The 14,963-nt window shown below is 39.3% G+C and carries 17 protein-coding genes and 1 riboswitch; of the genes, 5 read left to right on the top strand and 12 right to left on the bottom strand.

The window, feature by feature from the left end:
- Positions 1–147: 147 nt before the first annotated feature.
- Positions 148–264 (top strand): DUF4181 domain-containing protein, encoded by a 117-nt coding sequence (locus tag I858_RS17675; RefSeq protein ID WP_071645351.1) that lies wholly within the window; start codon positions 148–150, stop codon positions 262–264.
- A gap of 51 nt (positions 265–315) precedes the next feature.
- On the opposite strand, the gene I858_RS05995 is transcribed toward I858_RS17675, so the two are convergent.
- The 4 genes from I858_RS05995 to I858_RS05985 all read right to left on the bottom strand — a co-directional run bounded on the left by I858_RS05995 (position 316) and on the right by I858_RS05985 (position 3,437).
- A complete protein-coding gene (locus I858_RS05995) occupies positions 316–840 on the bottom strand; it encodes an SMI1/KNR4 family protein (RefSeq protein WP_065524385.1) in 525 nt (174 codons plus the stop codon).
- 229 nt (positions 841–1,069) lie between these two features.
- Complete coding sequence (locus I858_RS16935) at positions 1,070–1,228, bottom strand: hypothetical protein (RefSeq protein WP_156108887.1); 159 nt, start codon at positions 1,226–1,228, stop codon at positions 1,070–1,072.
- A gap of 374 nt (positions 1,229–1,602) precedes the next feature.
- Positions 1,603–2,610, bottom strand: coding sequence for an LLM class flavin-dependent oxidoreductase (locus I858_RS05990; protein WP_065524386.1), 1,008 nt, complete (start codon positions 2,608–2,610; stop codon positions 1,603–1,605).
- Positions 2,611–2,648: 38 nt separating this feature from the next.
- Positions 2,649–3,437, bottom strand: coding sequence for an alpha/beta hydrolase (locus I858_RS05985; RefSeq protein ID WP_065524387.1), 789 nt, complete (start codon positions 3,435–3,437; stop codon positions 2,649–2,651).
- Between the two features lie 112 nt (positions 3,438–3,549).
- Here I858_RS05985 and I858_RS05980 point away from each other — a divergent pair, with 112 nt between their 5' ends.
- Positions 3,550–4,065, top strand: coding sequence for a gamma carbonic anhydrase (locus I858_RS05980; RefSeq protein WP_065524388.1), 516 nt, complete (start codon positions 3,550–3,552; stop codon positions 4,063–4,065).
- Positions 4,066–4,120: 55 nt separating this feature from the next.
- Here I858_RS05980 and metK read toward each other — a convergent pair whose 3' ends face one another.
- On the bottom strand, positions 4,121–5,317 hold the full coding sequence (gene metK / locus I858_RS05975) for a methionine adenosyltransferase (RefSeq protein WP_065524389.1): 1,197 nt from the start codon (positions 5,315–5,317) through the stop codon (positions 4,121–4,123).
- Between the two features lie 202 nt (positions 5,318–5,519).
- Positions 5,520–5,631: riboswitch (SAM riboswitch) on the bottom strand.
- Positions 5,632–6,012: 381 nt separating this feature from the next.
- Here metK and pckA point away from each other — a divergent pair.
- Positions 6,013–7,602, top strand: coding sequence for a phosphoenolpyruvate carboxykinase (ATP) (gene pckA / locus I858_RS05970; RefSeq protein ID WP_065524390.1), 1,590 nt, complete (start codon positions 6,013–6,015; stop codon positions 7,600–7,602).
- A 171-nt stretch (positions 7,603–7,773) separates the two neighbouring features.
- On the opposite strand, the gene I858_RS05965 is transcribed toward pckA, so the two are convergent.
- The 3 genes from I858_RS05965 to I858_RS05955 all read right to left on the bottom strand — a co-directional run bounded on the left by I858_RS05965 (position 7,774) and on the right by I858_RS05955 (position 9,502).
- The gene (locus I858_RS05965; RefSeq protein WP_065524391.1) at positions 7,774–8,553 is read right to left on the bottom strand and encodes an alpha/beta hydrolase family protein; all 780 of its coding nucleotides are present in this window, start codon (positions 8,551–8,553) and stop codon (positions 7,774–7,776) included.
- On the bottom strand, positions 8,534–8,992 hold the full coding sequence (locus tag I858_RS05960) for an NUDIX domain-containing protein (protein ID WP_065524392.1): 459 nt from the start codon (positions 8,990–8,992) through the stop codon (positions 8,534–8,536). The genes I858_RS05965 and I858_RS05960 overlap by 20 nt, the downstream gene beginning before the upstream one ends.
- Before the next feature lie 63 nt (positions 8,993–9,055).
- Positions 9,056–9,502, bottom strand: coding sequence for a Dps family protein (locus tag I858_RS05955; protein ID WP_065524897.1), 447 nt, complete (start codon positions 9,500–9,502; stop codon positions 9,056–9,058).
- A gap of 107 nt (positions 9,503–9,609) precedes the next feature.
- Here I858_RS05955 and yidD point away from each other — a divergent pair, with 107 nt between their 5' ends.
- Both yidD and I858_RS05945 read left to right on the top strand, forming a co-directional pair.
- Complete coding sequence (yidD, locus tag I858_RS05950; RefSeq protein ID WP_065524393.1) at positions 9,610–9,840, top strand: membrane protein insertion efficiency factor YidD; 231 nt, start codon at positions 9,610–9,612, stop codon at positions 9,838–9,840.
- An 86-nt stretch (positions 9,841–9,926) separates the two neighbouring features.
- Positions 9,927–10,901 (top strand): metal ABC transporter solute-binding protein, Zn/Mn family, encoded by a 975-nt coding sequence (locus I858_RS05945; protein ID WP_065524394.1) that lies wholly within the window; start codon positions 9,927–9,929, stop codon positions 10,899–10,901.
- Between the two features lie 85 nt (positions 10,902–10,986).
- On the opposite strand, the gene I858_RS05940 is transcribed toward I858_RS05945, so the two are convergent.
- The 4 genes from I858_RS05940 to I858_RS05925 form a co-directional block, all read right to left on the bottom strand.
- Positions 10,987–11,655 (bottom strand): MOSC domain-containing protein, encoded by a 669-nt coding sequence (locus tag I858_RS05940; RefSeq protein WP_065524395.1) that lies wholly within the window; start codon positions 11,653–11,655, stop codon positions 10,987–10,989.
- 69 nt (positions 11,656–11,724) lie between these two features.
- A complete protein-coding gene (locus I858_RS05935; protein ID WP_065524396.1) occupies positions 11,725–12,444 on the bottom strand; it encodes an AAA family ATPase in 720 nt (239 codons plus the stop codon).
- Positions 12,445–12,465: 21 nt separating this feature from the next.
- The gene (gene menC / locus I858_RS05930; protein ID WP_065524397.1) at positions 12,466–13,536 is read right to left on the bottom strand and encodes an o-succinylbenzoate synthase; all 1,071 of its coding nucleotides are present in this window, start codon (positions 13,534–13,536) and stop codon (positions 12,466–12,468) included.
- Positions 13,527–14,951: an o-succinylbenzoate--CoA ligase gene (locus I858_RS05925; RefSeq protein WP_065524398.1), complete on the bottom strand. Its 1,425-nt coding sequence runs from the start codon at positions 14,949–14,951 to the stop codon at positions 13,527–13,529. Before I858_RS05925 ends, menC begins: the two co-directional genes overlap by 10 nt.
- Positions 14,952–14,963 lie beyond the last annotated feature (12 nt).

Genomic DNA, 14,963 nt, shown 5'->3' with positions numbered 1-14,963 from the left:
AAAACTGTCAGCGCTTTTTAATTTCATTGAAAACTTAAAGGTAGGACATTTCATGTATGGAGTTGAACCATCGTTCTGGTTACATTTATTTCTCTTACTGATCATTTTATTCGTGTTAATGGCTTTATTTAATGCTATCTTACGAAGGTGGTTAAGAGTCGAAAAACCAAAAGCGTTTTACATAACCATGTAAATAATCAACACAAAAAAATCGACTGGAGTATCAGGGTCTTCTTTATGGTTGCAATGGTATTGGGGTTTTGAATGTAACTTAATTTACAATAAGTTACATTCAGTTTACTAAACATGGTCAATTTAAAAACTTAGCATAGGTGGAATTCTGAAACCCCATTCCCAAAACTTCGAACCTTGCGCCACAATAAACTTTTCAAGCCAGTCTTCAAAGGTCATACCGATATACATATCATCTTCTTCAAAGTTAACGCCGGTCTCCATGACATACAGATAACCATTGCCTACCGTTTTGTCCGTAATAATCAAGCAGCAACTATCGTATCCATAGGCGATTGGAAACCAATTATCTGGAAAATCATAGCCAGGAATAGCTCTAAATTCTAAAATTTCATCTATGGTGAAGAGTTCAAATCCTCCTCCATATTTAGGATCGTTAAAAATGAGTCCACCATGGTGAAGCCGCAGAAACTCTTTATAGTCTTCCGGCACAGTAAATGGCAACTTTTGCAACTCTTCTTCAGTTGCTGGAGGATTAAAAATCATTTCTGCTTTTCCGATATAGCCGTCTTCCTGTTGAACTTCTAGCAGGCCATTTGAATCCAGGCGCTTCCTTAAGATTTCTAAAGTAGTTTTTATTTTAGACATCATTGCTCCTCCTCTGGTTGCTCCTGTTTTTCTCTAAACTGAATGTAACTTAACTGCACTTAAGTTACATTCAGTTTCAAACATTCTCTACATTTAGATTAACATCAATCCCCATAATATGGAGATGGAATAATCAGCATTGCTTTCTCGAATAAAAGTGTTCGAAAACACACACCTATACTAAAGATGAGAAAAAATGTGATAGTGTTCGCATCTTCCCTCCCTCCTTTTAACTTTCACTTTTCTCTCTTACTTCCATAATAATTAGGGCAAGTGTACTTATAAGGGCTATTACATACATAATAGTTTTACTTGTTTCTCCCCAAGTGTCTATGGCAGCAATAGAAATTACTACTATTAAAAAAATATACCTTAAATACATTTTCATATTCTAAGTCCCCTTAATGACAGAAAGTTTTATCTAGTTGACGATGGTGTGATTCTAAATTTTATTTAATTGTACTTAAGTTACATACAAATTCTAATCTTTGCATCAAAAATTTCATCGGACTTTTTTTAAAGCTTTCTTTTTTTAATACCTTTAAGACTAAAATGGAACCCCTTGGTTTAATATACTTAAATTCCAAATGAATAGCTAGATAATTCTGGAAATAAAAGCGTTCGTAAAAGTACACGTTTACGAACACTCTCAAAAGGATTAAAAACACATGAAGAAGTCGTTCGCAAATATGGGTAAATATTTTACGAACGTTCGCGAAAATGCCGATACTTTTACGAACACTCTTTCAGAACAGTTTCAGTCTATCTACGCTTCTGCAGTTCTTTTGCAATCAACTCTAAGGTTTTTAGTTTGTCCTTAAAATCATAAGCAGGAGAAACCAACATCACTTCGTCTGCTCCGTATTCAGAAGCTAGTGCTTCTAATTGGTCTACCACTTGTTGCGGTGTTCCAACGACCATACGGCGACGATTTTCAGCGACTAGTAATTTTTCGAACTTGGAATACGGATACTCAAATGCCTTGTCAGGTGAAGGTGTGCCTTTTGAAGGTATTCCTTGCGCTCCCATAGACAAGGCTAAATCTATAGATGATGCTACTCGCTCTGCTTGTTCTTGTGTTTCTTGGCAAACTGCGAAAATGGCAAAGCCGACGTAGGGATTACCCTCATCGGAGGCTACAAATTGCTTTCGGTAATCCTGAGCAAATACTTGCCCACCTTGTCCATTGATAAAGTGAGCAAACAAATAAGGCAGCCCTTTTTCTGCAGCGAGCCATGCTGAATTTATACTGGATCCTAAAATCCAAATGGTGGGATAGTTCGCGGTAATCGGAGTTGCTTTCATACCATGATATGGATGATCTTCTGGAATAGAATCTGTCAAATACATGCGAAGATCGTCGATTTGAGTTGAAAATTGACTGGTATCTCGCTTTTTACCTTCGTTTAATGCATATGAAGCACGTGGCATCCCACCAGGTGCACGCCCCATACCTGCATCAATTCTGCCAGGATATAGCGCTTCGAGCAATTTGAAATTCTCTGCGACTTTAAAAGAAGCGTAGTGTGGCAACATCACGCCACCAGAACCAAGACGGATGGTATTTGTTACAGCGCCAAGATGTGCAATTAATACTTCAGGTGATGAGCCAGCAAGCGTTAGAGCATCATGATGCTCAGATACCCAAAATCGTGTGTATCCCCATTTTTCAGCTTGTTGTGCGAGCGTAGCTGTTTGCTTTAACGCTTCTTCGGCCGAACTGCCTTCTGAAATCGGTGACTGATCCAATACGCTATAATGTAAAGCCATCCAAATTCTCCCCTTTTACTTTTTCTTTTACGAACTACCTACTGTGAACGTAAGATGTTATGAATAAATGCTTGTCCAGCTAGAAAAATATCTTCTTTTTCCGGTTCTTGAAAAAGATCATGATAACAACATGTCCATTCTTTATAGCTAAACTCATTTAGTTGTTGCTTTAATAACCATTGTCGAGCAATTTCTTTTTCTGTAATCAAGTCTCGTTCCGCTGTATATAGACACGTTGGAATCTGTGGATAAACTTCCACAGCCACAGCAGTTTCTTTTATATACCTCTGTAATTCCTTAAACCATCTTGCTGTCATAACTGAATGATAGATTTTACTTTCGGTTTCATGACTATACGAAAGTGGGTCTCGCATAAGATGACGCAGCTCGATGCCATGCTCTATTTTTTTGGGCCCAACCCATTGTGTGATGCCTGAAAACAGATGTGGAGATTTTAATGGGAATTTTTTTAGTTTTAACCACGGTGAAGTAAAAATGGCTCCTGCTACATTCAATTTACGTTTACCCAAAACACTCATCGCAATAGTAGCTCCCAATCCGTGAGCAATCACAAATACAGGCAATTCATTTTTCGATGCAAGGTTAAGCATTTCATTTACTGCTTGTTCGTATTCTTCAAATGACTCCCTGTGAACTTTATCTCCGCTGGCATTTATGCCATGTCCTGGTAGGTCTCCTGTATACACATGAAATCCTGCCAAACGCCATTTTTCAATTTGCCACACATAGCGCAAATGTTGTTCATATGCACTATGGACTAGAACAACTACTGCTTTTGCTGTTCCTTCAGCTTGCCATTTCCACATCGTTCAACTTCCTTTCTTGCTTTATCACTTCTTAAGTCATGTTCTTATTTGACGTTTCGATTTGTTTTGATACGATTATAGAATATCTTATCTTGTTTAAAGGAGCTTTGCTATGATTTATCCATATAAAGACAAATTACCTCAAATCGACTCATCCGTATTTATCGCAGATTATGTCACGATTTCTGGTGATGTAACAATTGGCGCAGATTCTTCTATATGGTTTAATACCGTTATCCGTGGAGACGTTTCACCAACTATTATTGGCAAAAAAGTCAATATCCAAGATCTTTGCATGCTTCATCAAAGTCCTGGAAAAAAATTGTTACTTGAAGACGAAGTAACAATTGGTCACCAAGTAACGCTTCATAGCTGCACGGTGCGAAAAGGTGCATTAGTTGGCATGGGTTCTATTATTCTTGACGGAGCTGAAATCGGGGAAGGTGCGTTTATTGGAGCTGGCAGTCTTGTGCCCCCAGGCAAAGTTATTCCTCCCGGCATGTTAGCTCTTGGAAGGCCTGCAAAAGTCGTTCGCGAACTACGCGAAGACGACAAAAAAGACATGAAACGAATTGTTCGCGAATATGCAGAAAAAGGCACTTACTATAAATCCCTTCAAAAAGACTAACAAAAAAGGACGATCAGGAAGCAATGCCTGATCGTCCTTTTGCTGTCTTACTGTATTAAATGCCTGCTTGTTCTTTTAATATTGCTGCTTTATCTGTACGTTCCCAAGACAAATCTACATCCGTACGACCGAAATGTCCGTATGCTGCAGTTTGCTTGTAAATAGGGCGGCGCAGATCAAGCATTTTAATGATACCAGCCGGACGTAAATCGAAATTCGCACGTACTAAATCATCTAATGTATCTTCATCGACAACTCCAGTACCAAACAAATCAAAAGCGATCGATACAGGCTGAGCCACACCAATTGCATATGCTAATTGCACTTCACATTTTTCGGCAAGACCTGCAGCTACAATGTTTTTCGCGACATATCGAGCGGCATATGCAGCAGAACGATCTACTTTTGTGGCGTCTTTTCCTGAAAATGCTCCACCGCCGTGACGAGCATAACCACCATATGTATCTACGATGATTTTACGACCAGTCAAGCCTGCATCTCCTTGAGGTCCTCCAATAACAAAACGTCCAGTGGGGTTAATAAAGTACTTGGTATCTTCATCGATCCATTTCGCTGGCACCACTTCATTAATGACGTACTCTTTAATATTACGTTGAATTTGCTCTAACGTTACTTCGGGATGATGCTGCGTTGAGATAACAATTGTATCCACACGAACAGGTTTGTGATTTTCATCGTATTCCACCGTAACTTGTGTTTTGCCGTCTGGACGCAAGTATGGAAGAATATCTTCTTTACGCACTTCAGCTAAACGACGTGCCAATTTATGTGCCAACGAAATTGGCAATGGCATCAATTCTTCTGTTTCATTATTCGCGTATCCAAACATTAACCCTTGGTCGCCTGCTCCAATATCGTCTAGCTCTTTATCTGTCATTTGGCCTTCGCGTGATTCAAGTGCTACATTAACTCCGGCAGCGATATCCGGTGATTGCTCATCGATTGCTGTCAAAACTGCACTTGTTTCGGAGTCAAAACCATACTTAGCTCGCGTATATCCAATCTCTCTTACTGTTTGTCGGACAACTTTTGGAATATCCACATACGTAGACGTAGTGATTTCTCCAGCTACTAAAACCAGTCCTGTTGTGACTGTTGTTTCACAAGCGACACGCGCGTTTGGATCTTCTGTTAAAATAGCATCCAAAATCGCATCTGAGATTTGGTCACAAATTTTATCTGGATGTCCTTCTGTTACTGATTCTGAAGTAAATAATCGACGGTTTTTCAAAAAATGTTCCTCCTTATATCCTGCGAGATTGCTCTCGAAATTGATACGGTACTCGTTTCCCATGTCAAGTCCGTTCCAGACAATCTGGATTGAACTTCAAGCCGTATGTGGCCTTTGCACACGAGGATTAAGGGCATTTCACAAAAAAATCCCTTTTCTCATTCATCATGAGGAAAGGGAAAATCATCCTACGCACCTTTCACTCTTATCATCCAAGGACTGTTCACCTTGTTCAGGTTTGGCACCATCACTGCAACAGCAGCAGGTTGCCGGGTTTCATAGGGCCTGTCCCCTCCACCAGCTCGGAATAAGAGTATCCGTTCAATTTTTCATCATACGGAAATAGCATAGCAATGTCAACAACTTCAAGACAAAAATTGATTTTATGAGTTAACATTCTATTGTTTCCTCCTAAATCTTTTAAATACACGACTACTGAACAAAATAACTACAAGTTTACATATAAAAAATGATGCTCTGAACACAAAATAATATCTGACTGTGGATAATCGTCATAATAAGTACCTCTTTGATAAATAAAGAAATAACCGTTTCAATTATTCCAACCAATAAATTCAATATTTTTTACTATCCACAGCGGATTAGTGTAGACTAATCAGCCTAATGTGTTATACTAATGAACGAATATACATCCTCCCCATTACGGGAATAACAGAAAAGGAAGGTACATATATATGACTTCAGTGAACTTTGCGAACGACTTGAAGAATCTTTTGGCTGGCCAAAATGTGCATGTTCAATTATCAGTGCCACAATTAGTGGAAGCAGCAACATCCCGCAAAGAAGCGGTATTGACTCGGGAAGGCGCTGTAACGGCGGAAACAGGAAAATACACTGGCCGCTCACCGAAAGACAAATACATGGTGGAAGAAGAAAGTTCTAAAAACAAAGTCGACTGGGGCAATGTGAACCGTCCTATTTCAAGTGAAATTTTTGAAAATCTATACGCAAAAGTGCTTATGCATTTAAAAGAAAAAGATGCACTTTTTGTATTCAAAGGATTTGCTGGAGCTGATCACGAATCACGTGTACCCATCCAAACGATCAATGAATACGCTTGGCATAACCTATTTGCTCATCAATTGTTTATTCGTCCAACAACGCAAGAACTAGATGCACATGAAGCTGAATTCACAGTTGTCTACGCACCGACATTCAAAGCAGATCCTGCAGTGGATGCTACAGATTCTGAAACCTTCATTATTGTGTCGATGGAACAAGGCATTATTTTAATCGGTGGAACTGAGTACGCCGGCGAAATGAAAAAATCTATTTTCTCTATCATGAACTACTTACTTCCTGAAAAAGGAATTTTGCCAATGCATTGTTCAGCCAACGTTGGACAAGCTGGTGATGTTACATTGTTCTTCGGCTTATCTGGTACAGGGAAAACAACTTTATCCGCTGATGGCGATCGCAAACTAATTGGTGATGATGAGCATGGTTGGTCGGATAACGGCGTCTTTAATATCGAAGGTGGCTGTTACGCAAAAACCATTAATTTGTCTCGTGAAAATGAACCACAAATTTACGACGCAATTCGTTTCGGTTCGGTTCTTGAAAACGTTGTGGTAGATCCTGATACACGTATTCCTGACTATAATGATGGATCATTAACTGAAAATACGCGTGCAGCTTACCCGATGCAAGCGATTGACAACATCGTTGATCCTTCAGTAGCTGGACATCCAAAGACGATTGTCTTTTTAACAGCTGATGCGTTTGGCGTATTGCCTCCAATCAGTAAGTTAACAAAAGAACAAGCGATGTATCATTTTCTAAGTGGTTACACTTCGAAATTGGCTGGTACAGAACGCGGCATTACAACGCCTGAAGCAACTTTCTCAACTTGCTTTGGTTCGCCTTTCTTGCCATTACACGCAACGGTATACGCAGAAATGCTTGGCAAAAAAATCGACGAGCACGACGTTCAAGTTTTTCTTGTTAACACAGGTTGGACTGGTGGAGTATATGGTGTTGGAAGTCGCATGAAGCTTTCTTACACACGTACGATGGTTCGCGCTGCGATTAGAGGCGATTTGAATAATACGGCAACTGAAAAAGAAGCTATTTTCGGCTTTGAAGTTCCAACTGAAGTTCCTGGAGTGCCAAGCGAAGTATTAAACCCACGCAATGCATGGGCTGACAAAGACGCATACGACCAAAAAGCAATGGAATTATCACAAGAATTCCAAGAAAACTTTAAGAAGTTTGGTACTGTTGCACCTGAGATCAGTGTGCTAGGCGGTCCAGCCCAAAAATAAGAAATACACAAAACCCGTTCGGAGTAAAATCCGAGCGGGTTTTGTTAAGGATAAAGCGTAAATAGAAAAGTTTAAGCTCTTTGGGTCATAGCCATCTCAATTGTACAGCAAAACACACCGCACTGCCGAGTGGTCTAATGCTTTAGGAGTTACACAAATACTTCTGCTTTTCTACATCTCTTTATCTTTTATCCAATGACAAATCGCCTTTACTGTTTTTCGATTGGCTGCGGGTGGAAAAAAATGTGTATAGTCTGGAAAGTACCATGTTTCATGTGCTTGCCGATTTAGATTTAATGCTTCTTCTAGCAAATAAGCTTGACTTGGAGACACATGTACATCCTGCAGGCCGTGAATAATCAAAACGGGTGCTGTATTTTCTTCGATGCGCAATAATGGATTTCGTTCTTCAAAATTCATCAATGCTGTATTGGGTGTGCCACCATAGAGTCGTTTCATCATACGACGCATATCAGGACGTTCTTTATACGTTAATACCGTATCTGTAACACCTGCCCATGTAACGATCGAAGTTATATCTTGACGCAAAATTGTCGTCCATAATGCCATAATACCACCTCTAGAAAAAGCGAGTAAATGAACATGTTTGTTGCTGAATTTTTTTAACACGTCTACTCCGTGAACAGCATCCCAACGATCCCTTCCAGCAAATTCATCACGCCCTTCACCACCACGATTGCCTCTGTAATAAGGTGCAAACACAATAAATCCTTGTGCTGCAAATTGAGCAATCCTTGCAGGACGTACCATGCCAATCGATTGAATGCCTCCTCTTAAATACAAAATACCGCTATAGTTCCCTTGTTTTTTCGGTTCCGCCAACATTCCTTTTACTCTCAGTCCTTCTGACCAATATATGATTTCCGACAATTGAACATGTGGATTTGGAGAAGGATAATGTTTTTTCAAACTAATGGTTCCATTTTTCAAGTTGCTTCACCTTCTCTATTATCTTTCTCATTCCATCGTCCTTCATTAAAAAACTAAAATCACTATTAACTTCTATTTTTTCTCGCAAGACGATGCCTTGTGTTTCCATAAGTGAAATATTATCTACTCGATCTGCGATTCCAATAAAAACCGTTTTACAAAATGGGTTTTGCGTATAAACTAGGTATTCCGCAAACCACTCCAACTGACTCACTACCACACCTGTTTCTTCATATACTTCCCGTTTCGCAGCATCTTGTAACTTTTCATCTGCTTCAACTTTGCCTCCAGGAAATTCTAATCCGCGTTCGTTGTGTCTTGTCAAAACCCAGTCTTTATGATATCGACAAATAACAAGCACATGTTTACTTTCGAACGGAAATGCATTTTTTTCGAATGACAATTCACAGTGATCTCCATTTAAATCTAAGTACTTCATTTTTTCACCTCGATATATAAAAAAGCGTACACTTTTTTCAGTGTACGCTCGTATAGTCTTATTTTACTTCTTTTCACCTAAGAATGCTGATAACATCCACGAATGCTTTTCAAGATTTTGATGAATCGCATTTAACATATCTTCTGTCATGTCATCATCAACTGCTGCAGCTAAATGCATTCCTTTTTTAAGTGACTTCATAATTTTATCGTAGTCATTAACAATTGCGTCAACCATGTCTTCAGCAGATTCTTTTTTACTTGCTTCTTCAATTACTGACAGTTCTAATTGCTCTCTCATTGTAGCTACTGGTTTTCCTCCAAGTGCTAGCAAACGCTCAGCAACTTCATCCATGTGTAGAGTAGCTTCGTTGTATAATTCTTCAAATTTCACATGTAAGGTAAAGAAAGACGGCCCTTTTACATACCAATGGAAGTTATGTAACTTGGTGTAAGCAACTGACCATGTAGCAACTTGTACATTTAATTCTTGGTTTAATTCTTGTGACATTTCCATCCACTCTCCAATTCGTATGATAAGTTCTTTATACTTTAACTATACCTCTAATGACTTTACAATAAACATATGAAGTAATACATGAAAAGAGTTGAACCGTTATGAAGACTTTACTTATACGAATTTTTCGCTTTTATCAGCGCTTTATTTCTCCTTTGTCTCCGCCAAGCTGTCGCTTTTACCCAACTTGTTCCCATTATGGCATTGAAGCGGTCGAAAAGCACGGTGCTTTAAAAGGAGGATATTTAGCAACAAAACGAATTTTAAGTTGCCACCCTTTCCATAAAGGCGGAATTGATTTTGTCCCCGAGAAATGGCCACCAAAAAAATAATTGGTGGTTTTTCTTGTGTTTTTAAAAAGCATGCTGTAATATTCTATTAGTGAACAAAACGTAATCGTTACTATTTGGAGGTTATTATGAAAAAAACATTCTTATTTTTCGCTTTTATTTTACTGTTAACGGCTTGTGGACAAACAAGTCAGAAAGAACAAGGCACCGATAATAGCAGCTCTAAGCTACAAGTATACACTACCGTTTACCCATTAACTTATTTTACTGAACGGATTGCTGGCGATTTAGTTGATGTCCAATCTATTTATCCTGCGGGTTCGAATGAACATACTTTCGAACCTTCTCAACAAGACATGATCAAACTTGCTGATGCCAATATACTGTTCTCTATCGGACTAGGTTTAGAAGGATTTATTGATAGTGCAAAAAAAACGTTAAAAGATGAAAACGTTGAATTTGTCGCGACTGCCGATCGAATTTCAGATACAGAATTGGAAGCAGCGCTTGGTCACACCGAAGGCGATCATGAAGAAGAACCTGCGGAAGAAACCGAAAGCCATGACGGTCACGCTCATGGTTCTACCGATCCGCATGTCTGGATGTCTCCTGTACTAAGCGAACAATTAGCCGAGTCGATCAAAGATTCTTTAACAAAAGCTGATCCCAAGAACACTGAGCTTTACGAAAGCAATTATGCAGAACTTATTGTTGACTTAGAAACATTAAATCAATCGTTTGCTAGTTTATCGGAACGTGTCAGCAAAGACACTTTCTTTGTTTCTCACGCTGCTTTTGGTTATCTTTCAGAACCATATGGCTTTAAGCAAATGGCTATTGCCGGTTTAAATAGTCAAAATGAACCGTCACAGAAAGAATTGACAGAGATGGTTGATTTGGCTAAAGAAAATGATTTACAGTACATTGTCTTTGAGCAAAACGTCTCTTCTAATTTGACAAAAGTGATTCAGAAAGAAGTTGGCGCTGAAGCAATTGAAATGCACAATCTAGGTGTGCTAACTCAAGAAAACATCGACAACAAAGAAACGTACTTCACTTTAATGGAAAAAAATTTGCAAGTACTTGAAAAAATCTTGAACTAACAAAATAGAAATGACTGAAAGAAAAGCCAGAGAAAGTAAGTATACTTTCTCTGGCTTTTCTTATAGATTGATTTCCATAGCTGTTCTATTGGCCAGATGTTAACTTAATTAATCGTTTTGTCAAAAACTGTCGCCATTCACTTGCCAAACCTTCTACTTCAATTACTTTCATAATGCCATCAATATCTTTCGGCCTATGAAAATTAACGGTATTGGCATAAAGAACAGATACTTGTTCCGGACTTTTGGCGACTAAACGAATTGTTGAATCGGCCCGGACAATCCCTTCTTCTAACACACGGCAAAGATAGCCCGTATAGCCGGATTTAACCATCGCTTTTAATAATGGCTTCATCTCTAGTCGTCTGTCGATTGTATTACAAGGAACTCTTCCTTGTGTTACTTGAACAACAGCTTCGCCTATTTGAAAAATATCACCAATAAAAATATCCCGCTCCAGCATATTCGTCACCGTTAAATTTTCTCCAAACGCTGTAGAGGGTAATACCATATCAAAATAATCGTTCCAGTACGCATAATGTTCTTGCGAATATATGCAAACGGCTCGATCTGGTCCACCATGGTGCTTTACATCAGCTACTCCGTCTCCTTGAAATCCATCCCTTGATAACAATACCTCTTGTACGTGTTGCTTTCGAATAGCTGTTATCATTTCTTCGCCATTTCCATAAGTTATTTTCTCAGGCAAGCCAATCGCCAAGTTTTTAATAACGGCTTTCTCAACATTTCTCATACGTCCCCCGCCTCATGCTCAGTCAGTTCACCGACTCTAATTTACTTTTCTGTATTATACAACAGCTAGTCAATCTTCCAAAATTTTTTTCAAAAACTCTTCTCGATAATCCAAAAAATATTTTGTAATGCGGTAATGGTCGGTCATTTCATACTCGATTTCTTCAATGGTTCCTCCATCAAAACTTAAAATTTGGGCATCCGGATAGCCGAGCAAAATGGGTGAATGCGTCGCAATGATAAATTGGCAATTTTCCTGTGTTGATAAGTCTTTTAAGATTTTTAAAAATGTCAATTGTCGCTGTGGAGACAAAGCCGCTTCTGGCTCATCCAACAAATACAAAGCACGACCGTTAAAACGATTCGAAAATAAAGACAAAAATGACTCACCATGTGATTGTTTGTGCAAAGAACGACCTCCGTAAGACTGAAATCCATCTTCATCTACTTCTTCTATATGCGTCGCAAAATGATAAAATGATTCGGCTCGCATGAAAAAACCATTTGTTATTTTGGGCATCCAAGAAAGACGAATATAATCACCTAGCACAGATTCGGATGCATGTACTTCATAACTATTGTTACGGCTACCACCTGCTGTATGAAAGTCACATTTATCTGCGACGGCTTCGAGTAAAGTCGATTTACCCGAACCATTCTCTCCGACAAAAAAAGTGATTGCGTTATTCAACTCTAATTGCTCGAAACTGTTTATCGACGGCACCGAAAAAGGATATTGTTCAAAATTTTCAACCGTTTCTTTTAATAAACTTATTCTTTTTAAAAACATTTACATGCCTCCTCTCTATTTTTACTCGTTCAAACTCACCGCATAGCCAATTCCTATTTGAGTGCTTAACCGGACCTTTCCGTATTCCACAATGATTTCAGGCTCAATTATATCTTTTTTCCAAAAATGAGTAGACGCAGAAAAATCACCTGTGTAATGAATATCTGGCAAAGACGCTAACGCTAAATTATGTGCTTTCGACACGCCAAACTCAATCATGCCACCGACCCACATACCAATCGAATGATTGTGACACAGCTCAACTACTTTCAAGGTTTCTGTCCAACCACCAAGTCGACTTATTTTTAAAACGACGATATCTCCAGCTTTCCTGTCGATCATTTGCTGGGCATCCTCTAAAGACGAAATACTTTCGTCCAAACATATTTTTGTAGTGAGTTCACTTTTCGCTTGCGCATGTAAAATCCACTCTTTCTCGCCAAATGGTTGTTCGATTAATGTGAATCCAACATCATCAAAGTCTTTAAGTCGGTTGAAATTGCCAGCGTGAAAACTGCCATTGGCATCTGCAAAAAACTGTATCCTCGGATAATCACGAATGATCGATTTTAACATTGACAAATCTATATTGGGATGAATTTTAATTTTGATTCGCTGGTAACCTACTTTGCTTGCTTGGGCTACTAGTTCTTTTATATGAGAATGATCTGCTGCTATGACAATACCGGCAGGCACTGGTTGTGAAGTCCCACCAACAAATTTCCAAAGAGGTTGTTGCTGTTGTTTCGCAAACAAATCCCAAACAGCCATTTCAACTGCGGCCTTCGCCATTCGGTTACCTTTGACAACTTGAAATAACTCCCAAACTTCTTCTGGTCGCTGAATGATTTTTTTTGTTAAGAGCGGTACTAACACTGTCTTAATAACAAAGTAACAGCTGCTAATTGTTTCTTCTGTGTACCACGGTGTTTCAAATGCCACGCATTCCCCGTATCCATAAATTCCTGAATCTCCAGTTACAGTAACGATAATCACTTCTCGCTCGTTCACTTGTTGCAATACTGATTTAAACGGGCTCTTAAGCGATCTTCGTATTGTTGTCAACTGAATGTCCTTTATCGTTATAGCCATGTTCTCAGCTCTCTTCTTAGCAACTTATTAGAAGCGTTACGTGGCAAAGATTCCACGATTGTTACTTTTTTTGGTACTTTATAAGCAGCCAATTGTTCGCGACAATATACCAGTAATTCAGCCACAGTCACTTCATCTTGAAGTACCACAAATGCTATAGGAACTTCTCCCCATTGTTCACTCAGTGCACCGCAAACACCAACTTCTCGAACAGCTGAATGACCCAACAACACTTTTTCGATTTCAGCAGGATACACATTTTCTCCGCCAGAGACGATTAAATCTGAACGACGATCCACTACAAATAAAAATCCTTCGTTATCTATATAGCCCATGTCTCCTGTATGAAGCCAGCCATCTTGCAGCACATTCCGCTCCGCAAATTCCCCGATATAGCCGGGTGTTACTTGAGGACCGCGAATTAGAATTTCTCCCACTTCACCAGGTTGTTCTGTTTTGACTTCATATAAAAATAATGGCTTACCCGCTGATCCGATTTTCCGCTCTGCGTCCGTCACTTGTAAGGTTGTCGTTTGTGATGATGTTTCCGTCATGCCGTATGTTTGCAACACCGGTATCCCACACTTTTCAGCACGTTTCATATAAGCAATGGGAATCGGTCCACCTCCAGCAAGAACCGCTTTAAAACGATCAGAAGCTTGCATGGAACCTCTTTCGACACTCGTTAGTATGCGTTCTAACGTCACACCCACAACCGACATATGCGTCACGCTGCCGTCACAAATTTCTTCTGCACTACGTTCTGCGTCAAATTTCTCATATAATCGGACGCCCATACCATAAATTAACGATCTCATCAATATTGAAAATCCGCTAATATGGAACAATGGCACAGCACACAACCAAACATCTTCCGGTGCAATGCCAATATTAAGTGCAGAAGATACAGCACTTGAAAAATGATTTTCCGCTGTTTGACGAACGCCTTTTGGATGTCCGGTCGTACCTGACGTATACATAATCGAAAGGGTCCGGTCTTTTGCCCATTGCTGCTGTGGTTGGAATTGAACGGATGTTACATCTTCTATTTCACTAAATAAAACCACGCGCGAATCGTCTACTTTTATTTTTAGCACATCAGCGACAAGTATAAACGCTACTTCAGCATCGTTTAGTTGGTAAGTCAATTCATTGCTTGATAAGCGTTCATTGAGCATGACCATTTCACAGCCTAGGTGCATACAGCCATACAAGACAAAAACAAATTCTGGAGTAGATTTTGCTAATATTGCGACACGTGAATGTTCTTTCACGCCAAGCGTGCTAAGTTTACTTGCATAATCGAGTGCAATTTTGTTGATCTCAGAAAAAGTCCATTGTTGCTGCTCAAACGACAAGGCCATACGGTCCCCACTCAAATAACTTCGCTGACTCAACCAATTCGGATACGTCATGTTAAAAATCCT

Source organism: Planococcus versutus, from assembly GCF_001186155.3.
GTDB lineage: Bacteria > Bacillota > Bacilli > Bacillales_A > Planococcaceae > Planococcus > Planococcus versutus.
Note: the sequence above shows the minus strand (reverse complement) of the source record. Positions and strands in the feature narration are given on the sequence as shown.